Origin of the sequence: Blastococcus sp. HT6-30 (genome assembly GCF_039729015.1) — a bacterium.
In the GTDB taxonomy this organism is placed as follows: Bacteria; Actinomycetota; Actinomycetes; order Mycobacteriales; family Geodermatophilaceae; genus Blastococcus.
Map to the genome: position 1 here is coordinate 2723267 of NZ_CP155792.1, position 25389 is coordinate 2748655.

Below are 25389 nucleotides of genomic sequence, written 5' to 3' on the forward strand. Positions count from 1 at the left end.
GACGTGCTGGCAGCCCCCTCGCCGCAGGGCTTCCTCAGCCGCCGGCGAGGGCCGCGAGCCGGTCGCCGACGTCGGTGGTGCGGATCGCCGCCCGCGGGTCCCGCGTGGACAGGTCGAACGCGACGGCGGCGTCGACCTTGCGCGCCTGCTCGGTGCGGCCGAGGTGGTCCAGGAGCAGGCCGACCGACAGCACCGTGGCCGTGGGGTCGGCGATGCCCTGGCCGGCGATGTCGGGGGCCGATCCGTGCACCGGCTCGAACATGCTCGGGTTGGTCCCCGAGGCGTCGAGGTTGCCGCTCGCTGCGAGGCCGATGCCACCGGTCACCGCGGCGGCGACGTCGGTGACGATGTCGCCGAAGAGGTTGTCGGTGACGATGACGTCGTAGCGACCCGGGTCGGTGATGAAGAACATCGAGGCGGCGTCGACGTGCTGGTAGGCGACGGTGACCTCCGGGAACTCGACCGACACCTCCTCCACGATCCGCGACCAGAGACCACCGGCGTGGGTGAGCACGTTGGTCTTGTGGATCAGCGTCAGGTGCTTGCGCGGGCGCGCCACCGCTCGCTCGAACCCGTAGCGGACGACGCGCTCGACGCCGAAGGCGGTGTTGAGGCTGACCTCGGTCGCGACCTCCTGGGGGGTGTCCTTGCGGAGCACGCCGCCGTTGCCGACGTAGGGACCCTCGGTGCCCTCACGGACGCAGAGCATGTCGATCGAGCCGGGCGACGCCAGCGGGCTGCCCACACCGTCGAAGAGCTTCGCCGGACGCAGATTCACGTGGTGGTCGAGCTCGAAGCGCAGCCGTAGCAGCAGCCCGCGCTCCAGGATGCCCGGCGGCACGCTCGGGTCCCCGATCGCGCCCAGCAGGATCGCATCGTGCTGGCGGAGCTCGTCGAGAACCGTGTCCGGCAGCAGCTCGCCGGTCCGCTGCCACCGCGCGGCACCGAGGTCGTACGGGGTCGTCTCCAGATCGGGCGCGACCGCGCGGAGGACCTTGAGCCCCTCCGCCACGACCTCGGGGCCGATGCCGTCTCCAGGGATCACTGCCAGGCGCATGGGAAGGAACCCTAGGTCAGAGCGTCGTGAGGTCGGCGGCCCGGGCTGCCCGGGCACCGATGCGCCCGGCGATCTCCTCGAGCAGCTCCGGCCCGACCGGGGTGTCGACGGTGACCGCCATGAGCGCCTCGCCGCCCTCGTCGGCCCGGCTCACCTGGGCACCGGCGATGTTGACCCGGGCCTCCCCGAGCGCGGCGCCGACGGCGCCCACGACGCCCGGGCGGTCGGCGTAGACGAAGAAGAGCAGGTACCCCGAGGCGGCCAGGTCGATCTCGAAGCCGTCGGCCTCGGTGAGCCGGGGCAGCTGGTTCCTGCCGAACAGCGTGCCGGCGACGGCGACCTGCGTGCCGTCGGCCATCGCGCCGCACACCCGGACGTAGTCGGGGTAGGTCGGGCTCTCGGGGTCGCTGGTCAGGTCGATCTCCAGACCCCGCTGCTCGGCGAACAGCGGCGCGTTGACGTAGGTGACCTGCTCCTCCACGACGTCGGAGAAGACGTCCTCGAGGCGCGAGGGAGAGCACGGAAAGGTCAAACTCGGCGAGCTTGCCCCGCACCTCGACCGTAACCGCCGGGCCAGCCCGCCGGCGACGGAGATGAACACCCGGCCGAGCTTCTCGGCCAGGGGCAGGCCCGGGCGCACGTCCTGCGCGACCACGCACCCGCCTGGACGTCGGCCCCGTCGACATGACGGATCCCGACCCCGGTCCCGAGCACCTCCAGCACACTGGAGGCGAGCTCTTCGGCGATCAGGACGACGGCGCGATCGAGGTCGGGTCGTGGTCGGGTGCCACTGGCTGGGGACTTTCCCGCGGACGGGACCCGCTCCCCGGGTCCTTGCCCCCGTGTGGGGCCACCGACATCCTGACCCCCGAGAGCCGGGACGCCCCGGCACCGACGGAGGAGAACAGTGAGCCAGTCCGACGACCAGGGTCGTTCCGAGTCAAGCCCGTACGGTCCCGGGAGCGGGCAGGAGCACGACGGGCCCTCCTACGGGCAGGGGAACCCGCCGCAGTACGGGCAGCCGCAGTACGGCCAGCCCCCGTACGGCCAGCCGCCGTACGGCCAGCCGCAGTACGGCCAGCCCCCGTACGGGCAGCAGGCCTACGGCCAGCAGTACGGCGACCAGGGCTACGGGCAGCAGTACGGGACGCCGGCGCCCTACGCCCAGCAGTACGGCCAGTACGGCGCCACCGGCGTCCCGGCCAAGCCGGGGGGCGTCGTCACCGCCGCCGTGCTCGGGTTCGTCTACGGCGCCCTGGGCCTGCTGGTGAGCTTCTTCACGATCGTCCTGGGCGTCGCCGCGAGCGGCGCCGGCACCGGGCTGGACGAGGAGATCCCGGGCCTCGGGCCCGTCGCCGGTGCCCTCGGCGGCGTGCTGCTCATCGTCGGCCTGCTGGCGCTGGTCTGGACGGTGGTGATGGTCTGGGGCTCGGTCTGGGCCCTGAGTGGTCGCAGCCGCGTTCTCCTGCTGGTCGGCGGCTCCATCGCGCTCGTCTTCACGGCCATCGGCTTCCTGGGCAGCCTGGCCGAGGGCACCGCCGGTGATCTCGTTATCAGCCTGCTCTTCTTCCTCGCCGCCCTGGCGATCGTGGTGCTGCTCTCGATGAAGCCGGCCACGCAGTTCTTCGCCGCGCACCGGTTCCGGCGCACGGGTCGCTGAACCGGGTGGCGGCGGCGGGGTGCCGGCGGCCGCGGACGCCGCCGGCCCCGGGCCGGTGCAACCGTCCCTACGATCGGTGACCAGGGAGCCACGTCGGCCCCCCTGACCAGGAGGACGCTGCGATGTCCAGCCCCACCGGTTCCGACCCCGACTACCCCCAGGGCGGTGGGCCGCAGGGCCAGCCGGGCTGGGGGCCGCCGCCCGGCCAGCAGCCGCCGCCCGGCTACGGCCAGCCGCCCCAGGGCTACGGCCATGGCTACAACCAGTCGCCTCAGGGCTACGGCCAGGGCTACGGCCAGGGTCCCGGCGGCTACCCCGCCGCCCCTCCCGGCTATGGCGGGCCTCCGCCGGACCAGCGGCCGGGACAGGTGACCGCCGCGGCGGTCATCGGCATCATCATCGGCGGGCTCGGCACCCTGTTCGGGTTGATCGGGCTCTTCGCGCTCGGGCTGATCTTCGACGCCAGCGCCATCCTGGGCCTGCTGTACCTGCTCTCGCTCGCGACCTCGGTCGTGATGCTGATCGGCGCCACCCAGACCATCCAGGGGAAGTCGCCCCGGCTGCTGCTGCTCGGCAGCTACGCCACGATCGGCGTGCAACTGCTGTACACCATCGTCGCCGTCGTCTACGGCGAGGCGTGGTTCTCGGGGCTGCTGTCGTTCGTACTGCCGATCCTCATCGTGTTCCTGCTCGTGCAGCCGCGCTCCAGGCAGTACTTCGCCGCCCGCGGCGTCAGCTACTGACCCTCGGCCCCGACGCACGACGGCCCCCGCTGCCCTGAGGGCGGCGGGGGCCGGGTGCCTATGGAGCGGCCCACCCTCCAGGGACCCGCGCCGAGCCTGCGAGCCGTGGGGGGAAGGGTGGCCTCGCTCAGCTGCGGGCAGCGGTCCCGGTGTAGTCGTCGGACGCGGACACCCAGCTCATCAGTCCGCGCAGCTTGCGCCCGGTCTCCTCGATCGGGTGCGCCTCGGCGGCGGCCCGCTTCGCCTTGAAGTCCGGCGCGCCGGCGTCCTGGTCGGCGATGAACGCCGCGGCCCAGGAGCCGTCCTTGATCGCCGCCAGCACGTCCTGCATCGACTCCTTGACGCGGGCGTCGATGACCTTCGGGCCGGAGGTGTAGTCGCCGTACTCGGCGGTGTCGGACACCGACCAGCGCTGCTTGGCGATGCCGCCCTCGTACATGAGGTCGACGATCAGCTTCAGCTCGTGCAGGCACTCGAAGTAGGCGACCTCGGGCTGGTAACCGGCCTCGGTCAGCGTCTCGAACCCGGCGGTGATCAGCGCGCTCGCGCCACCGCAGAGGACGGCCTGCTCACCGAACAGGTCGGTCTCGGTCTCCTCGGCGAAGGTCGTCTTGATGACGCCGGCGCGGGTGCCACCGATGGCGGCCGCGTAGGAGAGGGCCAGCTGCAGCGCGGACCCGGAGGCGTCCTGCTCCACGGCGACCAGGCAGGGCACGCCCTTGCCGTTCTCGAACTCGCGGCGGACGAGGTGACCGGGGCCCTTGGGGGCGACCATCGCCACGTCCACACCGGCCGGGGGCTTGATGTAGCCGAACCGGATGTTGAAGCCGTGACCGAAGAAGAGGGCGTCGCCGTCCTGCAGGTTCGGCTCCACGGAGTCCGCGTACAGCGTCCGCTGCACGTGGTCCGGAGCCAGGATCATGATCAGGTCGGCCTCGGCGGACGCCTCGGCCGGCGTGACGACGCGCAGGCCCTCGGCCTCGGCCTTGGCGCGGCTCTTGGAGCCCTCGGGCAGGCCGACGCGCACGTCGACGCCGGAGTCGCGCAGCGACAGCGCGTGGGCGTGGCCCTGGCTGCCGTAGCCCAGGACGGCGACGGTGCGCCCCTGGATGATCGAGAGGTCGGCGTCGTCGTCGTAGAAGATCTCGGCGGCCATGCTGTGTGCGGTTCCCTTCGGTTGGTGGTTCGACGTCTCAGGCTGCGGGATCAGGCAGTGTCGATGGCGCGACTCCGCGCCCTGGTCCGCTCCCCGCTCGTTGCTCGCTGCGATGCTCCCAGGGCTGTCGTCACGCGGTGCGCTCGACCGGGCGCAACGTACCGGCGCCGGACATCGCCCGCGGGCCCCGGCCCAGCGCGACGGTGCCCGACTGGGCCATCTCCTTGATGCCGAGCGGTGCGAGCACCGCCAGCAGCGCCTGCAGCTTCTCCGGCGTGCCGGTGGCCTCGAGGGTCACCGTGTCGGGGTTGACGTCGATGACGCGGGCCCGGAACAGCTCGGCGGTCTGCAGCACCTGGGTGCGCTCGGCGAGGGGTGCGCGCACCTTGACCAGCAGCAGCTCGCGCTGGACGGCGGCGCCGCCATCCAGCTCGACGATCTTGATGATCTCGATCAGCTTGTTGAGCTGCTTGGTGATCTGCTCCAGCGGCTGGCTCTCCGCGTCGACGACGATGGTCATGCGCGACAGGTCGGGGTTCTCGGTCGGCCCGACGGCGAGGGACTCGATGTTGAAGCCGCGGCGGCTGAACAGCGCCGAGACGCGGGCCAGGACACCGGACTTGTTCTCGACGAGGACCGACAGGGTGTGACGGGACATGGGTGCGCTCCTCAGACCTGGCCGTCGCCGAAGACCGGGCGCAGGTCGCGCGCGGCCAGGATCGCGTCGTTGCTGGCGCCGGCGGCGACCATCGGCCACACCTGGGCGTCGGCGCCGACGACGAAGTCGATGACCACCGGCGCGTCGTTGATCGCCATGGCCTTCTCGATGACGGCGTCGACGTCGTCCTTGCTCTCGCACCGCAACCCGACGCAGCCCAGCGCCTCCGCCAGCGCGACGAAGTCGGGGATGCGCACCGGCTTGGGCGAGCCGTCGGGGTTGCGCGCGTGCAGCCTGGTGTTGGAGTAGCGGCCCTCGTAGAACAGGGTCTGCCACTGCCGGACCATGCCGAGGTTGCCGTTGTTGATGACGGCGACCTTCACCGGGATGCCCTCGATGGCGCAGGTGGCGAGCTCCTGGTTGGTCATCTGGAAGCAGCCGTCGCCGTCGATGGCCCACACGGTGGTGTCGGGGCAGCCGTACTTGGCGCCCATCGCCGCCGGCACGGAGTAGCCCATCGTGCCCAGGCCGCCGCTGTTGAGCCAGGTGCCCGGCTTCTCGTACCTGATGAACTGGGCCGCCCACATCTGGTGCTGGCCGACGCCGGAGGTGTAGATGGCGTCGGGGCCGGCGATCGCACCCAGCCGCTCGATGACGTACTGCGGCGACAGCGCGCCGTCCTCGGGCCAGTCGTAGCCGAGCGGGTAGCGCTCGCGCCAGTCGTCGAGCTGCGCCCACCACGCCGCCAGGTCCGGCGTGCGACCCGCCTCGTGCTCGGCGCGGAGGGCCTCGACCAGCTGCGCGATGGTCTCCTTGGCGTCGCCGACGATCGGCACGTCGGCTCTGCGGTTCTTGCCGATCTCGGCGGGGTCGATGTCGGCGTGGACGACCAGGGCGTCGGGCGCGAAGCTGGACAGCTCGCCGGTCACCCGGTCGTCGAACCGCGCGCCCAGCGCGACGATCAGGTCGGACTTCTGCAGCGCGGTCACCGCCGCGACGGTGCCGTGCATGCCGGGCATGCCCAGGTGCTGCGGGTTGCTGTCGGGGAACGCGCCCCGGGCCATGAGCGTGGTGACCACCGGCGCGCCGGTCAGCTCGGCGAGCTCGGCGAGCTGGTCGGTGGCCCGCGCCTTGAGCACGCCGCCGCCGACGTAGAGGACCGGGCGACGAGCGGCGGCGATGAGGGTGGCGGCCTCGCGGACCTGCTTGCCGTGCGGCCGCGTCGTCGGCTTGTAGCCGGGCAGGTCGAGCCGCGGCGGCCAGGAGAAGTCCGTCGTGGCCTGCAGGACGTCCTTGGGGATGTCGACCAGGACCGGACCGGGGCGGCCGGTGGACGCCAGGTGGAAGGCCTCGGCGATCCGCTGCGGGATCTCCTCGGCCGACGTCACCAGGAAGTTGTGCTTGGTGACCGGCATCGTGATGCCGCGGATGTCCGCCTCCTGGAAGGCGTCGGTGCCGATGGCCGCGCTCGGCACCTGGCCGGTGATGGCCACGATGGGAACCGAGTCCATGTAGGCGTCGGCCAGCGGGGTGACCAGGTTGGTGGCGCCCGGGCCGGAGGTGGCCATGCAGACACCGACCCGCCCGGTGGCCTGCGCGTACCCGGTGGCGGCGTGTCCCGCGCCCTGTTCGTGCCGGACCAGGACGTGGTGCACGCGGGAGTCGAACAGCGGGTCGTAGGCCGGGAGGATCGCGCCGCCCGGGATGCCGAAGACCACGTCGACGCCGACCGCCTCGAGCGAGCGGACGAGGCTCTGCGCACCGGTGATGCCGGTGGCCGGCTCGGCAGCGGCATCGGCGACCGACCGGGCCGTCGTCTCGACGCCGGTGAGCGCCGCGGCGGCTTCGCGGGTGGCGACCTCGGAGTGCGGGGCCTCGTGCGGGGTGGTGGTGGTCATCGCGCGGATCTCCTGTGCCTTGCGGCGTGGTACGGGCTGGTGCGACGGGCGACGCGCTCGCTGTGCGGCAGGTCACGGCCAACAAAAAACCCCTCGTGCCACGGGCACGAAGGGTCAGCGCGTCGGTCGGTGACCGGACGCGCTACGCGAGTACGAGGACGCCGCGGGTGCGGGCGTCGGCGAGCATGCTGGTGCGAGGCACGGTCACACTGTGCGCTCCACCCCGGCCCGGCGTCAACCGTCGCGTCCCACGATGTGGACACCGACGTCCAGATTCGGTGCCGTCGGGGCGGGCCACGGAGACGCGTCGCACGTCCCAGCCGTCGGCCAGGAGCCCGGCCGCCTGCTCCGTGGCCACTCCGAGCACCCAGGGCCAGGGCGTGGCGGACCCGGCACTCACACACCTCCCGGGTGCCGGGTTCCGCGGTGGGACCGGCGGTCCGGCGACCGGCCGGGGCCGCCGTGTCACCCCATGGGGGTCAGCCGCAGATCGCTCCCTGGGCCGCCGAGCCGACGAGCTTGGCGTACTTGCCGAGCACGCCGGTGGTGTAGCGGGGCGGGAGCGGCTCCCAGCCGTCGGCCCGGCGGGCCAGCTCGTCGGCGTCGACGAGCAGGTCCAACGTCCGGTGGACCAGGTCCAGCCGGATCCGGTCGCCGTCGCGCACGAACGCGATCGGCCCGCCGTCGGCGGCCTCGGGCGCGACGTGACCGATGCACAGGCCGGTGGTGCCGCCGGAGAACCGGCCGTCGGTCAGCAGCAGGACGTCCTTGCCCAGTCCGGCGCCCTTGATCGCACCGGTGACGGCGAGCATCTCCCGCATGCCCGGACCGCCCCGGGGGCCCTCGTAGCGGATGACCACGACGTCGCCGGGCTCGAGCGTGCCCTCGGTGACGGCGTCCATCGCGCCCTGCTCGCCGTCGAAGACCCGTGCGGTGCCCTCGAAGACGTCCGCGTCGAAGCCCGCCGACTTCACGACCGCACCCTCCGGGGACAGCGAGCCGCGGAGGATCGTCAGGCCGCCGGTCGTGTGGATCGGGTCGTTCATCGCGTGGACGATCGTGCCGTCGATGTCGGGCGGCGCGATGTCGGCGAGGTTCTCCGCCATCGTCTTCCCGGTCACGGTCAGCGTGTCGCCGTTGAGCAGCCCGGCGTCCAGCAGCGCGCGGAGCACGACCGGAACGCCGCCGACGCGGTCGATGTCGGTCATGACGAAGCGACCGAAGGGCTTGACGTCGGCCAGGTGCGGGGTGCGGTCGCCGATCCGGTTGAAGTCGTCCAGCGTCAGCTCGACCTGCGCCTCGTGCGCGATCGCCAGCAGGTGCAGCACGGCGTTGGTGGAGCCACCGAGCGCCATGACGACGGTGATCGCGTTCTCGAACGCCTCCTTCGTCATGATCTGGCGTGCGGTGATCCCCTTGCGGAGCAGGTTGACCACGGCCTCGCCGGAGGCGACCGCGTAGGCGTCGCGCCGGCTGTCGGGCGCGGGCGGGGCGGCGCTGCCGGGCAGCGCCATGCCGAGCGCCTCCGCCACGCTGGCCATGGTGTTGGCGGTGTACATGCCGCCGCAGGACCCCTGCCCGGGGCAGGCTGCCTTCTCGATCTCGACCAGCTCCTCGCGGGTGATCAGCCCGCGGGCGCAGGCACCCACGCCCTCGAAGACGTCGATGATCGTGAGGTCCCGGTCGCCGAGCTTCCCCGGCAGCGTGGAGCCGGAGTACAGGAACACGCTGGCCAGGTCCAGCCGCGCCGCGGCCATGAGCATCCCCGGCAGCGACTTGTCGCAGCCGGCGAGGAGCACCGAGCCGTCCAGACGCTCGGCGAACATGACCGTCTCGACCGAGTCGGCGATGACCTCGCGGGACACCAGCGACGCGCGCATCCCCTCGTGCCCCATGGAGATGCCGTCGGAGACCGAGATCGTGCCGAACTCCAGCGGGTAGCCGCCGGCCGCGTGCACGCCCTCCTTGGCCCGCTTGGCCAGCCGGTCCAGGGACAGGTTGCAGGGGGTGATCTCGTTCCAGGACGAGGCGACGCCGATCTGCGGCTTGGCGAAGTCCTCGTCGCCCATGCCGACGGCGCGGAGCATGGCCCGCGCGGGCGCCTTGGCGTCCCCGTCGGTCACCTCGTAGCTGCGCGGCTTCAACGGGCTGTGGGTCTGGCTCGCGGACTCGTTGCCGGGGATGAGGTCCTCACCGATCGTCACGAGCGGCGATGGTATGCCTGCGCCCCGCCCGGCGGACCGGCCCGGGGTGGGATCATGGCCGTTCGTGACCCCTCCCGCGCGGTTCCGGATGGAGCGCAACGCGCTGCTGCCCCTCGTCGTGCTGGCCTTCTGCATCCTCCCGACGGCGGCGGTCGCCTGGTGGACGCCGGTCCTGCTGCTCGTGCCCGCGGCGATCGCCGTAGCGGTGCTGCGTCGGGGCGTCGACGTCACCGACGACGGCATCACCGCGCGCGCCGTCCTCGGGTCGCGGACGGTGACCTGGACGGAGCTGGCCGGCATCCGCGTCGGCGCCCGCGGCGACCTCTGGCTGGTCACCGCCGCCGCCACCGAGGTCCGGCTGCCGGTGCTGCGGACCCACGACCTGCCCCGGCTGGCCGCGGTCTCCGGCGGACGCCTGGAGATCCCCGTCGCCCCGGCCGGATCCCGCCCGCCGGCTCAGTAGGCGTCGACGACGTTGACCAGCGGCTCGCCGGCGAGGATCCGGCGGAGTTGGTCGGTGACGGCGGCGGCCGCCCGCGCGTTGGTCTCGGGCACCGCGCCGCCGACGTGCGGGGTGAGCAGCAGCCCGGGCGCGGACCACAGCGGGTGCCCCGCGGGCAGCGGCTCGGGGTCGGTCACGTCCACCGCCGCGCGCAACCGGCCGCTGGCCAGCTCGGCCACGAGGGCGTCGGTGTCGACGACGACGCCCCGGGCGGCGTTGACCAGCAGCGCCCCGTCGGCCATCGCGGCGAGGAACTCCGCGTCGACCATGCCCCGGGTCTCCGGCGTCACCGGGACGATGAGGACCACGACGTCGGCGTGCGGGAGCAGGTCGGGGAGCTCGTCGATGGCGCGGACCCCCTCGCGGGCGGTGCGCGCGACGTAGGTCAGCTGGACGTCGAACCCGGCGAGCATGCGGCCGATGGCCCGGCCGATGTCCCCGGCGCCGATCACCAGCACGCGGGCCCCGACCAGCGACCGGTGCGTGGTGAACGACCAGCGGCCGGCGTCCTGCTCGCGCACGAAGAAGGGGATTCCCCGCTGGGCCGCGAGCGTCGCCGCGACCGCCCACTCCGCGGTCGAGGGGGTGTGCGCACCCCGGGCGTTGCACAGGACCACGCCCTCGGGCAGCCGGCCGGCGAAGTTCTCCGCACCCGCGCTCAGCAGCTGCACCAGACGCAGCTCGGGCAGCGCGGCGAAGAACGCGTCGTCGGGCAGCGTGGCGCCACCGGAACGCGGCACCCACACGCGCGCGAGCGCGGCCTCACCGGCCGGCGGGCCATCGGCGGGGTCGAGCCGGTGCGCCCGGATCCGGGGCGACACCTCCTCGACGGCGGCTCCGATGGCGCGGGAGGGCACCAGCACGTGCAGCGTCTCGTCCGCCGCCAGCTCCAGGGTCGTCACGGGCACCACGCTAGCCAGCCCGCGTGCCGCGGACGACCGGCCGGGCGCACGTACCCTGGGCCCGGTGAGGCCGACGAGGGCGCTGCGCGCGTCGCGGGTGGTCGCCGCCCTGCTCACCGGGGTGCTGCTGACCGGCTGCGGCGGTGGCGGCTACGAGCCCGCCGGCCCCTTCCGCCCGCTGCCCGAGGGGCCGCCACCGCAGGTCGGGCCGCCCTCGGCCACGCTCCCCCCGCCGGGCGAGCCGGCGCAGCCCGGCGGCGAGGAGGAGGCCGGTGACCCGAACGTCGTCGCCTCGGGGCTCAGCGTGCCCACCGGCCTGGTGCTGCTGCCCGACGGCTCGGCGATCGTCGGCGAACGGGACACCGGCCGCCTGCTCCAGGTGTTTCCCGACCGGTCCCCGGCCGAGGAGCTCATGACCGTCCCGGGCATCGACACGACCGGGGACGGCGGGCTGCTGGGGCTCACGCTCTCCCCCACCTTCCCCGAGGACGGGCTGCTGTTCGCCTACGTCTCCACCGCCACCGACAACCGGGTCGTCCGCTTTCCGATCGGCGGCACGCCCAACCCGGTGTTCACCGGCATCCCGCGCGGCGAGGTGGGCAACGGCGGCGGGCTGCTCACCGGGGCCGACGGCCACCTCTACGTCGGCACGGGCGACGCCGGGGACCCGGCGCTGGCCGCCGACCCCGCGTCGCTCGCGGGCAAGGTGCTGCGGATCGACGTCTTCGGCCGGCCCGTGGGCGGCGCCGGCCCGGTGTTCAGCCGTGGCCACCGCGACGTCACCGCGCTCTGCCAGGACGCGGAACTCCTCTACGCCACCGACGAGGCACGCGAGGGGCCCGACGAGTTCGACGTCGTCCGCGAGGGCGGGGACGGTGCCCCACTGCTGGCGGTCCCGCCCGAGGAGGGTGGGCTGGGTGGCTGCGCCGTCGCCAACGGCACCGTGTTCCTCGGCGCACTCGACGGCCAGCGGGTGCACGTCATCACCCTCGACGCCGACGGCGCGCCCGTCGACGGCGCCGCCGACGAGGTGCTCGGCGGCCGCTACGGGCGGCTGCGCACCGTCGTCCTCGACGCCCAGGGCGCGCTCTGGGTCACGACGTCCAACCGCGACGGCATCGGGACGCCGGCCGAGGACGACGACAAGGTCCTGCGCATCCGCCCACCCGGCGGCCAGCCGGACTCCCCGCTGTGACACCGCGGTCCTCCGGACCGCACCGCGGCCAGGTGCCGTCCCCCTGACGTGGTGAGCCCCGCAGTCGCGCCTGCACGGACCCCTCCGGGGCCCATTCGGCGCGACCGATCAACTGCTGACCAGCCGCTCCTCGAGCATCCGCTTCACGGTTGCGGCGTCAGCCTTGCCGCGAGTGGTCTTCATGACCGCGCCGACCAGCGCCCCGATCGCCTGCAGCTTTCCGCCGCGCACCTTGTCGGCGACGTCGGGATTGCCCTCGATCGCCGCCTCCACAGCAGCCACCAGCTCGTCGGACTCCCCCATGACCGCCAGCCCGCGCGCCTCGACGACCGCGGCGGGGTCGCCCTCGCCCGCGAGGACGCCGTCCAGCGCCTGCCGGGCCAGCTGGTCGTTGATCGTGCCGGCGGAGACCAGGCCGATCAGCTCGGCGACCTGCGCCGGCGTCACGGCCAGCTGGCCGAGCTCGATCCCGGCGTCGTTGGCCCGGCGGGCCAGCTCACCGAGCCACCACTTCCGCGCGTCGCCGGGCGAGGCGCCGGCGGCCACCGTGTCGCTGACCAGCTCCACCGCGCCGGCGTTGACCAGCCAGCCCATCTCCGTCGGCGAGATGCCCCACTCGTCGGAGAGCCGGGCGCGGCGGGCGGCGGGCAGCTCGGGCAGGCCGGCCCGCAGCTTCGCCACCCACTCCTCGTCGGGGGCGATGGGCACCAGGTCGGGCTCGGGGAAGTACCGGTAGTCGGTGGCCTCCTCCTTGCTCCGTCCCGCCGACGTGCTGCCGGTGTCCTCGTGGAAGTGGCGGGTCTCCTGCACGACCCGCCCACCGGCGTCCAGGACAGCGGCCTGGCGGCGCATCTCGAAGCGCACCGACCGCTCCACCGAACGCAGCGAGTTCACGTTCTTGGTCTCCGTGCGGGTGCCCCACTCGAGGCTTCCGATCGGCGCGAGCGAGGTGTTGACGTCGCAGCGCAGGTTGCCCTGCTCCATGCGCACCTCGGAGACGCCGAGGGCGAGCAGGATCTCGCGCAGCTCGGTGACGTAGGCCTTGGCCACCTCGGGCGCCTTGGCCCCGGCCCCGGGGATGGGGCGGGTGACGATCTCCACCAGCGGGATGCCGGCGCGGTTGTAGTCGACCAGCGAGTGGTCCGCGCCGTGGATGCGCCCGGTCGAGCCGCCGACGTGCAGGTTCTTGCCGGTGTCCTCCTCCAGGTGCACGCGCTCGATCTCGACGCGATAGGTCTCGCCGTCGACCTCGACGTCGAGGTGCCCGGCCGTGCACAGGGGCTCGTCGTACTGGCTGGTCTGGAAGCCCTTGGGGATGTCCGGGTAGAAGTAGTTCTTCCGGGCGAACCGCGACCAGGTCGCGATCCGGCAGCCCAGGGCCAGCCCGATGCGGATGGTGGCCTCGATGGCGGCGGCGTTGGCCGCGGGCAGCGAACCGGGCAGCCCCAGGCAGACCGGGCAGGTCTGCGTGTTGGGCTCGGCGCCGAAGGTGGTCGCGCAGCCGCAGAACATCTTCGACGCGGTGCCCAGCTCGACGTGGGTCTCCAGCCCGATCACCGGTTCGTAGCGGGTGAGGAGCTCGTCGAACGCGACCAGGGTGTTGGTGCTCATGAGGGGTTGTTCTCCTTCGGGCCGGCGGGGCCGGGAGGCTGCGTGCGCCCGGTGATCCACGCGCCGACCCCGGTCAGGACGCCGAGGACGATGAAGAAGGCGAAGACGGCCTCGCCGGTGGTCAGCCAGAGCACCAGGCCGGCGAGGACGACGAACGCCGTGAGCCCCCACGCGGCCTTCATGACGCCGTTCACGCCGCCCCCTGCGGAGCCGTGCGGCCGAGCTCGTCGAGCAACCGGTGGCCCCGGGCGGCGTCCTGCGCGGCCTCCAGGGCGGCGGCGACGCGGTAGCAGCGGTCGTCGGCCAGCGCGGGAGCCATGATCTGGAAGCCGACCGGCAGGCCCTCGGAGAGCCCGCAGGGCACCGAGATCGCGGGCACGCCGGCCAGGCTCGCCGGCAGCGTGCACAGGTCGGCGGCGTACATGGCGATCGGGTCGTCGACGCGGGTGCCGATCGGGAAGGCCACCGTGGGGGTGGTGGGGCTGACCAGCACGTCGACGTCCGCGTAGGCGGCGGTGAAGTCGCGCGTGATGAGCGTGCGCACCTTCTGCGCCTGGCCGTAGTAGGCGTCGTAGTAGCCGGCCGACAGCGCGTAGGTGCCGAGGATGATCCGGCGCTTCACCTCGGGCCCGAAGCCCTGCTCGCGGGTCAGCGCCATGACCTCGTCGAGGTCCCGGCTGCCGTCGTCGCCCACGCGCAGGCCGTAGCGCACGCCGTCGAAGCGGGCGAGGTTGGACGACGCCTCGCTGGGGGCGATCAGGTAGTAGGCCGGCAGCGCCAGGTCGAACGCCGGGCAGGAGACCTCCCGCACGTCCGCGCCCATGCTCTCCAGCAGCGCCACCGCCTCGCGGACGCGGTCGAGCACGCCGCTCTCGTAGCCGTCGGCGTGCCCCTCGCCGCCCAGCTCGCGGACGACGCCGACCCTCAGCCCGGCCAGCTCCCCCTCGGCCCCGCGGCGGGCGGCCTCGGCCAGCACGGGGACGGGGCAGTCGATGCTGGTGGAGTCGTAGGTGTCGTGACCGGCGACCGCCTCGTGCAGGAGCGCCGCGTCGAGGACCGTGCGGGTCATCGGACCCGCCTGGTCGAGGCTGGAGGAGAACGCGACCAGCCCGTAGCGGGAGACCGAGCCGTAGGTCGGCTTGTGCCCCACCAGCCCGGTGAGCGCGGCCGGCTGGCGGATCGAGCCGCCGGTGTCGGTGCCGATCGACCAGGGGGCCAGCCCACCGGCGACCGCGGCCGAGGAGCCGCCCGAGGAGCCACCCGGGATGCGGCTGTGGTCCCAGGGGTTGCGGGTCACCTGGTAGGCGGAGTTCTCCGTGGAGGACCCCATCGCGAACTCGTCCATGTTGGTCTTGCCCAGCAGGACGGTGCCCGCGGCCTTGAGCTTGGCGGCCAGCGTGGCGTCGTAGGGCGGGCGCCAGCCCGCGAGGATCTTCGATCCGCTCGTGGTGGGGACGCCCTCGGTGACGACGACGTCCTTGAGCGCCAGCGGGACGCCGGCCAGCGGGCCCAGCTCCTCGCCGGCCGCGCGGGCGGCGTCGACGGCCTCGGCGGAGGCCAGCGCCGCCTCCGCGTCGACGTGCAGGTAGGCGCCGAGCGCGCCGTCCTCGGCCGCGATGCGGTCGAGGTAGGCGCGAGTGACCTCGGCGGAGCTCAGGTCACCGGACTGCAGGGCGCTGCTGAGGTCGGCGGCGCTGGTGGTGGTCAGGTCGGCGCTCATGCCTCCTCCCCCAGGATGCGCGGCACGCGGAACCGGTCGTCCTCCGCCGCGGGAGCACCGGCGAGGACGACGTCGCGGGGCAGGCTGGGGCGGGCGACGTCCGGCCGCATGACGTTGGTCATCGGCACCGCGTGCGTGGTGGGCGCCACGTCGGCGACGTCGGCCTTGCCGACCTGCGCGACGGCGTCCAGCACGGAGGCGAGCTGACCGGCGAAGAGGTCCAGCTCCTGGTCGCTCACCGCCAGGCGGGACAGGTGCGCCAGGTGCGCCACCTCGTCGCGGGTCAGTCGGCCCTTCGGGGAGGGGGTGCTCATGCTGCGGCGGAACTCCACTTCGGCGATGCCCGTCGGCCCGCTCTCGGCCCGGGGCGTGACCTGGACACTCTACGTGGGGGCGTCGGGGCGCTGGTCAGCGTGAGAGGCTTCCCCCCGATCGCGATCGACGGAGATCGGCCGAACCGGCGAGGACTCCCCCGGAGGAACCGTGTCCTATCTCCTGCGTCTGGTGCTGCCCGACCGCCCCGGCGTGCTCGGCGCGGTGGCCACCGCGCTGGGTGCCGCCGGCATCGACATCGTGTCCCTGGACGTGCTCGAGCGGGGGCACGGGATCGCCGTCGACGACGTGGTGGTGGACGTTCCCGGCGACCGGCTGCCCGACAGCCTGATCACCGTCGCCCAGGGGGTGCCGGGCGTGCAGGTGGAGTCGCTGCGGCCGTTCGCGGGGCCGCTGGACACCCACCGCGAGCTGGACCTGCTCGACGCGCTGGCCCGCGGCGGGGACGGCGCGGCCGCCGCGCTGCTGGCCGCGGAGCTGCCCCGGGTGTTCCACAGCGGGTGGGCGGTGATCCTCGACGGCGCCGGCCAGCCCGCCCCCCTGGAGCCCTCGGCGGTGGTGGCGGGGTCGGAGGCGGCACCCGGGTTCGCCGGCCTCACGCTGCCGTGGCTACCGCTCTCCGGGCCGGTGCTGCTGCCCAGCGACGACTCGTGGCTGCCCGAGCGCTGGCAGGAGATGGCCATCGAGATGATGGCCGCTCCCTACGGCGCCGGGACCCGGGCCGTCGTGGTCGGCCGCTCGGGCGGCCCGGCGTTCCGCCGCTCGGAGCTGCTCCGGCTGGCCCACCTGACCGGCATCGCGGCCACGGTCACCCACCTGCCGCCCGCCTAGCGCGACCGCCCCGGGCCCGTCACCCGTCGGTGCCGTCGCCGATCGTCGCGACCTCGCGGGCGGCGTCCGGGCCGTCGTCCAGCAGCACCCGGAAGCCGTCGTCGTCGAGGATCGGCGCCTTGACCTGGACCGCCTTGTCGTACTTGCTGCCGGGATCGGCGCCGACGACGACGAAGCCCGTTCTCTTCGACACCGAACCGGTGACCTTGCCCCCGCGCTCCTGGATCGCCGCGATCGCCTGGTCGCGGCTGAAGTCGCGCAGCGAACCGGTGACCACGACCGTGACGCCGGTGAGCGGCCCCGGCGGGGCGTCCTCGGCGGCGTCGGCCATGCGGACGCCCGCCTGGCGCCACTTCTCCACGACGGCGCAGTGCCAGTCGACGGCGAACCAGTCGCGCACCGAGCGCGCGATCGTGGGCCCGACGCCGTCCGCGGCCGCCAGCTCCTCCTCGCTCGCCGCCATGATGCGATCCATCGAGCGGAAGTCGCGGGCCAGCGCCTGGGCGGCGGTCGGGCCGACGTGCCGGATGGAGAGCGCCACCAGGACCCGCCACAGCGGGACGTCCTTGCGCGTCTGCAGGTTGGCGAGCAGCTTGGCCCCGTTGGCCGACAGCGCCCCGTTCTTCCTCGTGAAGAACGGGGAGCGCTGCAGCTGCTCCCCGTCGAGGAAGAAGATGTCACCCTCGTCCTGCAGCAGGTGGCTCTGCAGGAGTGCGATCGCCGCCTCGTACCCCAGGTTCTCGATGTCGAAGGCGCCGCGGCCGGCCACGTGGAAGACCCGCTCCCGCAGCTGGGCGGGGCAGGACCGGGCGTTCGGGCAGCGGATGTCGGCGTCGCCCTCCCTCTCCGGCCGCAGCTCGGTCCCGCACTCGGGGCAGTGCGTGGGCATGACGAACTCGCGCTCGTCGCCCGTGCGCGCCGCCACCACCGGGCCGAGCACCTCGGGGATGACGTCGCCGGCCTTGCGGATGACGACGGTGTCGCCGATCAGGACGCCCTTGCGCACGACCTCCGAGGCGTTGTGCAGCGTCGCCAGCTGCACGGTCGAGCCGGCCACCTTGACCGGCTCCATGAACGCGAACGGCGTGACCCGGCCGGTGCGGCCGACGTTGACCCGGATGTCCCGGAGCTTCGTCATCGCCTCCTCCGGCGGGTACTTGAACGCGATCGCCCACCGGGGCGCGCGGGAGGTGGAGCCCAGCCGACGTTGCAGCGCCACCTGGTCGACCTTCACCACGACGCCGTCGATCTCGTGCGCGACCGAGTGCCGCTGCTCGCGGTAGCGCTCGATGTAGGCCCACACGCCCTCGAGGTCCTCGACCACCTCGTACCGGTCGCTGACCGGCAGGCCGAGGGCGCGCAGCCGGTCGTAGGCCGCCGACTGCCGGTCGGGGTCGAAGCCCGTCCGAGCGCCGAGCCCGTGCACCACCAGGCTCAGCGGCCGGGACGCGGTGACCTTCGGGTCCTTCTGCCGGAGGGACCCGGCAGCGGCGTTGCGCGGGTTGGCGAACGGCGGCCGGCCCTGCTCCACCATCGTGGCGTTGACCTCGGCGAAGGCGGCGACCGGGAAGTAGATCTCGCCGCGGACCTCGAGCAGCTCGGGGACGTCGGGGCCGGTGAGCTGCTCCGGGACGTCGTCCATCGTGCGGACGTTGGCGGTGACGTCCTCGCCGGTGGTCCCGTCGCCGCGGGTGGCGGCCCGCACCAGCCGCCCCTTCTCGTACACCAGGTCGACGGCGACGCCGTCGACCTTCAGCTCGCACAGGTAGCTCGCCCCCGCGGCGCCCTCCCGCTCGGCGCGGGTGGCCCAGGCGGCGAGCTCGTCGCTGCTGAACGCGTTGTCCAGGCTCTGCATGCGCTCCAGGTGCTGCACCGGGGCGAAGGTGGCCGTGAACCCGCCGTTGACCTTCTGGCTGGGCGAGTCGGGGGTGACCAGGGCGGGGTGCGCGGCCTCCAGCGCCTCGAGCTCGCCCATCAGCTCGTCGTACTGACCGTCGCTGATCAGCGGCTCGTCGCGCACGTAGTAGGCGAACGCGTACCGGTCCAGCTCCTCGGACAGGTCGCGGTGGCGCGTGCGCGCCTCGTCGGGGACCTCGGTGAGGTCCGCGCGGTCGCCCACCGGGGTAACGGAGGGCTCGACGAGGTCGGCGGCGTCGGTGCTCACGGACGAACGGTATCCGGCGGGTCCGACGGTCAACCGGCGCTCACCCGGTCGCGCGCGGAGGGCCCGGCGGAGTCACTCCGGCAGCAGGTATCTCGCGGCCTCGCGGACCTGCGCCATGGCCGCGCGGGCGTACGACGGGGTGGCGCCGGCCAGCCCGCACGCCGGCGTCAGCGTCACCGCCGCCGCCAGGTCGTCAGCCGGGAAGCCGAGCTCGCGCCACCACGCCTGGACCCGGGTCGCCGTCGCCTTCGCCGCCGGCAGGGGCGCGTCGGTGCCGGGGACGACGCCGGGCAGCAGGTGCACGCCGGCCTCGATCGCGGTGCCGACCGCATCGAGGTCCTGCACCAGGCCGAGGTCGAAGGAGAGACCCGCGGCGCCGGCGGCGCGGAACAGGTCCAACGGCACCCGGGGCGCGCAGCAGTGCACGACCACCGGCCCCGGCAGCGCCCGGACCACGGCGGCCAGCTCCTGCTCGACCACGTCGGCGGCGACCGCGGGCAGCTTGCCGAACCCGCTGGCGGTGGGCAGCCCGCCCTGCACGACGGCGGGCACCGACGGCTCATCGAGCTGCACCACCACCTCCGCGCCGGGCACGCGGGCCTGCACCGCGGCCACGTGCGCGGCGAGGCCTTCCGCCAGCGACTGGCCCAGGTCGCGGCGGGCGCCGGCGTCGACCACGGCGCGGTCGCCGCGGGTGCGCTCCAGCCCGGCGGCCAGCGTCCACGGCCCGGCGGCCTGCACCTTGAGCGGCCCGGTCCAGGTCGCGGCCACGTCGTGCAGCGCGTCGAGGTCGCGGGCGAGGAACTCCTCGGCCCGGCGCTGGTCCGCTCCCGGTCGGGCCACCAGCCGCCAGCCGGCCGGGGTCAGGTCCACCGCGAGGTCGACCAGCAGCGCGGCGGACCGGCCGAGCATGTCCGAGCCGGCGCCCCGGCCGGGCAGCTCGGGCAGGTGGGCGAACTCCGGCAGCTCGCCGGCGACCAGCCGTACCGCCTCGGCGGGGTCGGCGCCGGGCAGGGAGCCGACACCGGTGGCCGGCCCCCACGACACCGGCGCCGTCGCCGGGTCCGTGCTCTCGCTCGATGCAGCCATGACCGCGACGCTAGCCCGCGCCTCAGGACGCCGGGCAGCCACTCCCGGACGGGTCAGCAGGAGAGCCGCTCCGACGAGGCGACCACCTGCGCGGGAGCCGGAGGGTCCACCGGCGAACGGGTCGCCAGGTACTCGACCAGCGCCTCCGGGAGCTCCGGCCCCTCGAGCGCGTCGGTGCCCGAGGTGAAGGGCCCGTACCCGTCGCTGCCCGCGCGCAGGTGGGAGGTCAGGGCGATCCGGTAGGCCCCCGCCGGGTCGACCCGCTGCCCGGCCAGCACGAGCGAGCACGGGTCGACGCGGTCGCCCACCGGTCGCCCCGGGTCGTAGCTGTAGGAGACATCGCCGGACACCTCGAGCGGGAAGGCGCCGAATGCGCCGTCCGCGGTGAACTGCTCCTCCAGCGCCTGCCGCACCGCCACCCCGGAGAGGGTCACGACGTCGACGGTGTACGGGATCGACGTCACGGCGTAGACGTGCCGGCGGCGCACCTCCCCGCCGGCGCCGCCGGGGACGACCAGGTCGGCGCGGAGGCTGCCGCTGCTCGTGAACGCGGCGAGCGGTGGGGGCCCCGGCACCCCGTCGGCCGCGGCCGCCAGCATCGCGTTCGCGACGAGGACGCCCAGGGACGACGACGGGGCAGGTCCGCGCCGGACGTCCCCGGTGAGCACGGCAACCGGGCTGTCGGCACCGCTCTCCGCCGCCCGGCCGGCCCAGTAGTCCACTATCCGCGCCATCTCCGGCTCCGGCTCGGCACGGACGACCGGTACGGCAGCCGACGTCACGGTCTCGCGCCGCACGTCCCCCTCGGCACCGACGACGAACCGGAGGTCGACGACCCCGGTCCCGTGCGCGCCCGCCTGCACGACCGGTCGCGGAACGCCGGCCGGGTCCGGCAGCCGGCAGTCGTAGGCGACGTGGGTGTGGGCGCTGATGACGACGTCCACCGCCGGCGTCACCGCCGCGTTGATCTCCTCGAGGGCGGTGCCGGCGAGCCCGCCGGCGCACTCGTCGTACCGCCCCTCCTGGGCTCCGCCCTCGTGGACCAGCAGCACGATCGCCTCGACCCCGCGGTCCTGCAGCTCTCCGGCGTAGCGGTTCACCGCCTCGGCCTCGTCCCCGAACCGGTACCCGGCGATCCCGGCCGGCAGCACCATGTTCGGGGTGTCGGCGGTGGCGACGCCCACGATGCCGACCTCGACGCCGCCGGAGATCTGCACCACGGCGTAGGGCGGCAGGATCGGCGCACCGGTCCCCGTGTCGACGACGTTCGCCGCCAGGTAGCCGAAGCCGGCGCCGTCGAAGATGGCGCCCGTGCTGTCGGAGAAGCACCCGGTCTCGTCCACCTGGACCCCGGCGCACGCATCCACGTCGTCGGAGTGCGCGCCGTCGCCCGCGCCGGACAACCGCAGCAGCTCGGCGACCCCTCGGTCGAACTCGTGGTTGCCGACCGCGGAGAAGTCCAGCCCCAGCGCGTCGAGCACCTCGACGGTCGGCTCGTCGCGGAAGGCCCCGGACACGAACGGCGAGGCACCGACGAGGTCGCCCGCGGCGACCAGGAGCGAGTCCTCCGGGGGGCCCCCGAAGTCCGCGCGCAGCTGCTGGACCGTCGCCGCCAGGTGCGCGGCCCCGCCGACGAGCTGAGGGCCGTCGTCCTCGGTGCCGGGCTGCCCGTCGGCGCCCGCACCCGGCGTGCCCGTCTCGAGCGTCCCGGCCGCGCCCCGGGGCGGTCGCAGCTGCCCGTGGAAGTCGTTGAGGGCCAGCAGCTGGACCTGGGTGTCGGTGACCGGGTCCGGGAGCTGCTCGGCCCCGGGCGCGGCATCGCTCTCGGGCGTGACCGCGGCACCCTGGCAGGCGGTCAGGAGCAGCAGTACTGCGAGGGGCAGCGCGGAAGCGAGGCGCTGTCGGGACACGGGTCCTCCGAGGGGGTCGGGACGAGGTCGGCCCACTCGACCACGGTCCGCACCCGGCCGCAGCTGCGGTGCGGTGTCAGACCGGCGCGTCGGCGGCGATCTTCGCCGCGCGTTTCCCTGCGCTTCGGACGACGGCCTGCCCCAGTACCCGGTCACCGCGCTCGGCGTCGGGCTCGTAGAGCACCGCCGACTGCCCGGCGGCCACGCCGCGCTGCTGCTCGCCGAGCTCGATGCGCAGCCCGCCGTCGTCGCCGGCGGCCACCGCGCAGGGCACCGGGGTGCCGTGGGCCCGCAGCTGCACCTCGGCGCGGAACGGCAGCGCCGGGGCGGCCCCGGTCCAGGTGGGCGCCGCCGTCCCGACGACGTCGACCCCGGCGAGGTCGGCGGTGCCGACGGTGACCGTGCGGGTGACCGGTTCGATGCCGAGCACGTACCGCGGACGGGAGTCGCCGGCGCTCACGCCGAGCCCGCGTCGCTGACCGACCGTGAAGCCGTAGGTGCCGTCGTGCTCGCCGACGGTCGCCCCGGTGGCGGCGTCGACCACCGGGCCGGGGCGGCTGCCCAGCCGGCGGGCCAGGAAGCCGCGGGTGTCGCCGTCGGGGATGAAGCAGATGTCGTGGGAGTCGGCCTTGGTGGCGACGGCGAAGCCGCGCTCGGCCGCGATCTCCCGCACCCGCTCCTTCGTCATACCGCCGAGGGGGAACACCGCGGCGGCCAGCTGCTCCGCGGTGAGCACCCCGAGGACGTAGGACTGGTCCTTGGCGGCGTCCACGGACCGCCGCAGCGCGCCGTCGGCCAGCCGTGCGTGGTGCCCGGTGACCACCGCGTCGAAGCCGAGCGCCTGCGCCCGCTCCAGGACCGCCGAGAACTTGATCTTCTCGTTGCACCGCAGGCACGGGTTCGGCGTGCGGCCCGCGGCGTACTCCGCCACGAAGTCGTCGACGACGTCCTCGGTGAAGCGCTCGGCGAGGTCCCAGACGTAGAACGGGATGCCGAGCTCGTCGGCCACCCGCCGGGCGTCGTGGGAGTCCTCGACGCTGCAGCACCCGCGGGAGCCGCTGCGCAGCGTCTGGCGCTGCTGGGACAGCGCCAGGTGCACCCCGGTCACGTCGTGGCCGGCGTCGACCGCCAGCGCGGCGGCGACGGCGGAGTCCACTCCCCCGCTCATGGCGGCCAGGACCCGCACGGTCAGCGCCGTCCCATGCCGGCGCGGCGGGCGCGCTCCACGACGGGGGAGATCACCTCGAGCACGGCGTCGACGTCGGCATCGGTGCTCGTGTGCCCCAGGCTGAACCGCAGCGAGCTGCGGGCCCGGTCGGGCTCGGCGCCGACCGCCAGCAGCACGTGGCTCGGCCGGGCCACCCCGGCACTGCACGCCGAGCCCGTCGAGCACTCGATCCCCCGGGCGTCGAGCAGCATGAGCAGCGCGTCGCCCTCCGCGCCGGGGAAGGACAGGTGCGCGTTGCCGGGCAGCCGGCCCGGGCCGGAGCGCACCACGTCGTCCAGCGCTGCGCCGTTGAGCTGGGCGTCGGGCACCTGCCCGACGACGCCGGCGACGAGCCGGTCGCGCAGCCGGGACAGCTCGGCGGCCCGCTCCACCCGGGCCTCGACCGCGGTGGCCGCGGCCACCGCCAGCCCGACGATCGCGGCGACGTCGAGGGTGCCGGAGCGGACGTCGCGCTCCTGGCCGCCCCCGTGCAGCAGCGGGGTGCACTCGGCGTCCCGGCGCAGCAGCAGCGCCCCGGCGCCCATCGGGCCGCCGAGCTTGTGCGCGGTCATGGTCAGGGCGTCCGCGCCGGTGGCGCCGAAGTCGACCAGCACCTGCCCGACGGCCTGCACGGCGTCGGTGTGCAGCGGCACGCCCACGTCGTGGGCGGTGGCGGCGAGGGCGGGGATGTCGCTGACCGTGCCGATCTCGTTGTTGGCCCACATCACGCTCGCCACGGCGACGTCGGCGCCGTCGCCCAGCGCCTCGGCCAGCGCTGCGGGCGTCACCCGGCCGGAGGGCTCGACCGGCAGCCAGGTGACCTCGGCGCCCTCGTGCTTGGCCAGCCACTCCACGCTGTCGAGGACGGCGTGGTGCTCGGCCGGGCTCACCACGATCCGGCGACGGCGGGAGTCGGCCGCCCGCCGGGCCCAGAACAGCCCCTTGACGGCGAGGTTGTCGCTCTCGGTGCCGCCGCCGGTGAACAGCACCTCCGACGGCCGGGCGCCCAGCGCCTCGGCCAGCCGCTCACGGGCCTGCTCGGCGGCCCGCCGGGCGGCGCGGCCGCTGGCGTGCAGCGACGAGGCGTTGCCGACGCGGCCGAGCTGCTCGGTCATCGCGGCCAGCACCTCGGGCAGCATCGGCGTGGTCGCCGCGTGGTCGAGATACGTCACCCCGGCCTCCTCGCTGGCGCTCGTCGGCCACGTGACCGTCATGCTCGCTCCCTCGGCGACCGTGCTACCGCGGTCACCGACGCCAGGGTAGTCGCGCCCGTCGGAGCCCCCTGGTCCGGCGGGACGGTGCGGCCGGCCACCCGCGCACCGAGGAACGAGAGCACCAGGCCGATCGTCGTTCGCCGGTGGTGGGCGTCCCAGATGGTCGCCTCGGCCGTCCCGTCCACGTCCCGCCCAACCCCGCGCCGCTGCCCGTGCTTCCCGACCGCAGGCAGACGCCGAGCGCCGGCCCCCGACGGGGACCGGCGCTCGGGTCACGTGCTCGCCCCGTCCCGGGCCCCACCCTGAGCCTGGGAGGGGTGGGGAGGACGGGGTCCTTCTCCTACTTGCGCGCGTTGATCTGCTCCGTGGCGGCGGGGACGACCGTGTTGAGGTCGCCGACGACACCGAAGTCGGCCAGCTCGAAGATCGGGGCCTCGGGGTCCTTGTTGATGGCCACGATGGTCTTCGAGGTCTGCATGCCGGCGCGGTGCTGGATCGCCCCGGAGATGCCGACGGCCACGTACAGCTGCGGCGAGACGGTCTTGCCGGTCTGCCCGACCTGGAAGCTGTGCGGGTAGAAGCCGGAGTCGACCGCGGCACGGGAGGCGCCGACGGCACCGCCGAGCGAGTCGGCCAGGCCCTCGATGATCGCGAAGTTCTCGGCGCTGGCCACGCCGCGACCACCGGAGACGACGATCGAGGCCTCGGTGAGCTCGGGGCGGTTGCTCTTCTGCTCCACGACGCGCTCGACGACCCGGACCTGCTTCGCGGCGTCGCTGATCGACACCGGCACGGGCTGCTCGGCGCCGGCGGCCGGAGCCGGCTCGGGGGTGACCGAGTTGCCCCGCAGGGTGTAGATCGGCGTGCCGACGGTGACCTGCGAGTGGACGATCGTCGCGCCGGCGAACGCCGCCTGGGTGGCGGTGCCGTCGGGGGCGATCTCGGTGACGTCGGTCAGGAAGCCGCTGCCGGTCTTGATGGCCAGGCGGGCGGCGATCTCCTTGCCCTCGGGCGAGGAGGGGATGACGACGGCGGCGGGCGACTTCTCGCTCACCAGCTGCGCCAGCACCTCGGCCTTGGGGGCCACCAGGTAGGCGTCGACGTCCTCGGACTCGGCGACGTAGACGGTCGCGGCGCCGTACTCCGCGAGGGTGTCCTTCACGCCGGCGGCCGTGCCCGGCGCGCCGAGCACGACGGCCGACGGCTCACCGAGCGCACGCGCCGCGGTCAGGGCTTCCAGGGTGGTCTTGCGGACTCCGCCGCCGGCCGGGTTGAGCTCGGCCAGGACCAGGACCTCTGCCATGGGGTGTTCTCCTCTTCCTTCGATCCGGGCCG

22 protein-coding genes are annotated in these 25389 nt (G+C 74.2%); 5 read left to right on the forward strand and 17 right to left on the reverse strand.

Annotation, left to right across the window (positions count from 1 at the left end; translation table 11 throughout):
- Positions 1–34: 34 nt before the first annotated feature.
- Positions 35–1057, reverse strand: coding sequence for a 3-isopropylmalate dehydrogenase (locus ABC795_RS13160; RefSeq protein ID WP_347057632.1), 1023 nt, complete (start codon positions 1055–1057; stop codon positions 35–37).
- Between the two features lie 16 nt (positions 1058–1073).
- Positions 1074–1712 carry an ACT domain-containing protein gene (locus ABC795_RS13165; protein WP_347057633.1) on the reverse strand — a complete coding sequence of 213 codons (639 nt, stop codon included), beginning with the start codon at positions 1710–1712 and terminating at the stop codon, positions 1074–1076.
- A 252-nt stretch (positions 1713–1964) separates the two neighbouring features.
- Here ABC795_RS13165 and ABC795_RS13170 point away from each other — a divergent pair, with 252 nt between their 5' ends.
- Both ABC795_RS13170 and ABC795_RS13175 read left to right on the forward strand, forming a co-directional pair.
- Entirely contained in the window at positions 1965–2717 is a 753-nt protein-coding gene (locus tag ABC795_RS13170) for a hypothetical protein (protein WP_347057634.1), read from the forward strand.
- Between the two features lie 122 nt (positions 2718–2839).
- Positions 2840–3460, forward strand: coding sequence for a hypothetical protein (locus ABC795_RS13175; protein WP_347057636.1), 621 nt, complete (start codon positions 2840–2842; stop codon positions 3458–3460).
- 127 nt (positions 3461–3587) lie between these two features.
- Here the strand turns inward: ABC795_RS13175 and ilvC are convergent, their stop codons facing one another.
- The 4 genes from ilvC to ilvD all read right to left on the reverse strand — a co-directional run bounded on the left by ilvC (position 3588) and on the right by ilvD (position 9376).
- On the reverse strand, positions 3588–4616 hold the full coding sequence (ilvC, locus tag ABC795_RS13180; RefSeq protein ID WP_347057637.1) for a ketol-acid reductoisomerase: 1029 nt from the start codon (positions 4614–4616) through the stop codon (positions 3588–3590).
- A 130-nt stretch (positions 4617–4746) separates the two neighbouring features.
- Positions 4747–5274: an acetolactate synthase small subunit gene (gene ilvN, locus ABC795_RS13185; protein WP_347057638.1), complete on the reverse strand. Its 528-nt coding sequence runs from the start codon at positions 5272–5274 to the stop codon at positions 4747–4749.
- Between the two features lie 11 nt (positions 5275–5285).
- The gene (locus tag ABC795_RS13190) at positions 5286–7172 is read right to left on the reverse strand and encodes an acetolactate synthase large subunit (RefSeq protein ID WP_347057639.1); all 1887 of its coding nucleotides are present in this window, start codon (positions 7170–7172) and stop codon (positions 5286–5288) included.
- Positions 7173–7651: 479 nt separating this feature from the next.
- Positions 7652–9376 (reverse strand): dihydroxy-acid dehydratase, encoded by a 1725-nt coding sequence (ilvD, locus tag ABC795_RS13195; protein WP_347057640.1) that lies wholly within the window; start codon positions 9374–9376, stop codon positions 7652–7654.
- 64 nt (positions 9377–9440) lie between these two features.
- Between ilvD and ABC795_RS13200 the strand changes: the two genes are divergently transcribed.
- Positions 9441–9839 carry a PH domain-containing protein gene (locus ABC795_RS13200; RefSeq protein WP_347057641.1) on the forward strand — a complete coding sequence of 133 codons (399 nt, stop codon included), beginning with the start codon at positions 9441–9443 and terminating at the stop codon, positions 9837–9839.
- Here ABC795_RS13200 and ABC795_RS13205 read toward each other — a convergent pair.
- Entirely contained in the window at positions 9833–10780 is a 948-nt protein-coding gene (locus ABC795_RS13205) for a 2-hydroxyacid dehydrogenase (RefSeq protein ID WP_347057642.1), read from the reverse strand. The genes ABC795_RS13200 and ABC795_RS13205 overlap by 7 nt on opposite strands.
- A 64-nt stretch (positions 10781–10844) precedes the next feature.
- On the opposite strand from ABC795_RS13205, the gene ABC795_RS13210 reads away from it, so the two are divergent.
- Complete coding sequence (locus ABC795_RS13210) at positions 10845–11975, forward strand: PQQ-dependent sugar dehydrogenase (RefSeq protein WP_347057643.1); 1131 nt, start codon at positions 10845–10847, stop codon at positions 11973–11975.
- A gap of 108 nt (positions 11976–12083) precedes the next feature.
- Here ABC795_RS13210 and gatB read toward each other — a convergent pair whose 3' ends face one another.
- The 4 genes from gatB to gatC are packed head-to-tail and all read right to left on the reverse strand — an operon-like array spanning position 12084 to position 15620.
- Positions 12084–13586, reverse strand: coding sequence for an Asp-tRNA(Asn)/Glu-tRNA(Gln) amidotransferase subunit GatB (gene gatB, locus ABC795_RS13215; protein ID WP_347057644.1), 1503 nt, complete (start codon positions 13584–13586; stop codon positions 12084–12086).
- Positions 13583–13780 (reverse strand): hypothetical protein, encoded by a 198-nt coding sequence (locus ABC795_RS13220; protein WP_347057645.1) that lies wholly within the window; start codon positions 13778–13780, stop codon positions 13583–13585. The genes gatB and ABC795_RS13220 overlap by 4 nt, the downstream gene beginning before the upstream one ends.
- Positions 13777–15306, reverse strand: a complete 1530-nt coding sequence (gene gatA / locus ABC795_RS13225; RefSeq protein ID WP_347057646.1) for an Asp-tRNA(Asn)/Glu-tRNA(Gln) amidotransferase subunit GatA — start codon at positions 15304–15306, stop codon at positions 13777–13779. Before gatA ends, ABC795_RS13220 begins: the two co-directional genes overlap by 4 nt.
- Positions 15303–15620, reverse strand: coding sequence for an Asp-tRNA(Asn)/Glu-tRNA(Gln) amidotransferase subunit GatC (gene gatC / locus ABC795_RS13230; protein WP_347057647.1), 318 nt, complete (start codon positions 15618–15620; stop codon positions 15303–15305). The genes gatA and gatC overlap by 4 nt, the downstream gene beginning before the upstream one ends.
- 169 nt (positions 15621–15789) lie before the next feature.
- Here gatC and ABC795_RS13235 point away from each other — a divergent pair, with 169 nt between their 5' ends.
- Positions 15790–16470, forward strand: coding sequence for an ACT domain-containing protein (locus ABC795_RS13235; RefSeq protein WP_347057648.1), 681 nt, complete (start codon positions 15790–15792; stop codon positions 16468–16470).
- Between the two features lie 19 nt (positions 16471–16489).
- Here ABC795_RS13235 and ligA read toward each other — a convergent pair whose 3' ends face one another.
- The 6 genes from ligA to ABC795_RS13265 form a co-directional block, all read right to left on the reverse strand.
- Positions 16490–18634 carry an NAD-dependent DNA ligase LigA gene (gene ligA / locus ABC795_RS13240; RefSeq protein ID WP_347057649.1) on the reverse strand — a complete coding sequence of 715 codons (2145 nt, stop codon included), beginning with the start codon at positions 18632–18634 and terminating at the stop codon, positions 16490–16492.
- Positions 18635–18706: 72 nt separating this feature from the next.
- On the reverse strand, positions 18707–19723 hold the full coding sequence (locus ABC795_RS13245; protein WP_347057650.1) for a methionine synthase: 1017 nt from the start codon (positions 19721–19723) through the stop codon (positions 18707–18709).
- A 53-nt stretch (positions 19724–19776) separates the two neighbouring features.
- Positions 19777–21633 carry a bifunctional metallophosphatase/5'-nucleotidase gene (locus ABC795_RS13250; RefSeq protein WP_347057651.1) on the reverse strand — a complete coding sequence of 619 codons (1857 nt, stop codon included), beginning with the start codon at positions 21631–21633 and terminating at the stop codon, positions 19777–19779.
- Positions 21634–21709: 76 nt separating this feature from the next.
- Positions 21710–22819 carry a tRNA 2-thiouridine(34) synthase MnmA gene (gene mnmA, locus ABC795_RS13255; RefSeq protein WP_347057652.1) on the reverse strand — a complete coding sequence of 370 codons (1110 nt, stop codon included), beginning with the start codon at positions 22817–22819 and terminating at the stop codon, positions 21710–21712.
- A 2-nt stretch (positions 22820–22821) separates the two neighbouring features.
- On the reverse strand, positions 22822–24054 hold the full coding sequence (locus ABC795_RS13260) for a cysteine desulfurase family protein (protein ID WP_347057653.1): 1233 nt from the start codon (positions 24052–24054) through the stop codon (positions 22822–22824).
- Positions 24055–24394: 340 nt separating this feature from the next.
- On the reverse strand, positions 24395–25357 hold the full coding sequence (locus ABC795_RS13265; protein ID WP_347057654.1) for an electron transfer flavoprotein subunit alpha/FixB family protein: 963 nt from the start codon (positions 25355–25357) through the stop codon (positions 24395–24397).
- Between the last annotated feature and the right edge of the window lie 32 nt (positions 25358–25389).